Annotated in this window: 1 protein-coding gene; it reads left to right on the forward strand. The window is 62.0% G+C overall.

Annotated features, from left to right (window positions below; all coding sequences use genetic code 11):
* Positions 1–3: 3 nt before the first annotated feature.
* Positions 4–610, forward strand: a 607-nt coding sequence (locus AAFX91_RS42305) for a reverse transcriptase domain-containing protein (RefSeq protein ID WP_394570428.1), incomplete at its 3' end; no start/stop codon positions are given.

A 610-nucleotide genomic window follows, 5' to 3' on the forward strand; every position in this document is an offset into this window, starting at 1 on the left:
GTGATGCAGGTGCTGCAAGCAGAGTGGGACCGGACGTTCTCCGAGACAAGCTTCGGCTTCCGGCCGGGGCACTCGGCGCATCAGGCGGTGGAACAGGCGCAGGCATATATCGCGTCCGGACACGCCGTCGTCGTGGACATCGATCTGGAAAAGTTCTTTGACCGGGTCAACCATGACATCCTGATGGGGCTGGTCGCCAAACGGGTGACTGATAAGCGGCTTCTGAAGCTCATCCGCAGCTTCTTGAATGCGGGGGTGATGGAGGGAGGGCTGGTCAGTCCGACGGAAGAGGGCATGCCGCAAGGCGGCCCGCTCTCGCCGCTGTTGTCGAACCTGATGCTGGATGTGCTGGACAAGGAATTGGAGAAGCGCGGTCATCACTTCGTGCGCTACGCCGACGACTGCAACATCTATGTGCGCGGTCAGCGGGCAGGCGAACGGGTGCTGGCGGGTATCGAGAAATTCCTTGAAAAGCGCCTCAAGCTCAAGGTCAACAAGGTCAAGAGCACGGTCGCCAAACCGAGTGTCCGCAAGTTCCTGGGCTTCAGCTTCACCGGCGGGCGATCGCCGCGACGGCGCATTGCGCCGCAGGCGCTCGCCCGCTTCAAGG

It is taken from the genome of Bradyrhizobium sp. 31Argb, assembly GCF_043638955.1.
In the GTDB taxonomy this organism is placed as follows: Bacteria; Pseudomonadota; Alphaproteobacteria; order Rhizobiales; family Xanthobacteraceae; genus Bradyrhizobium.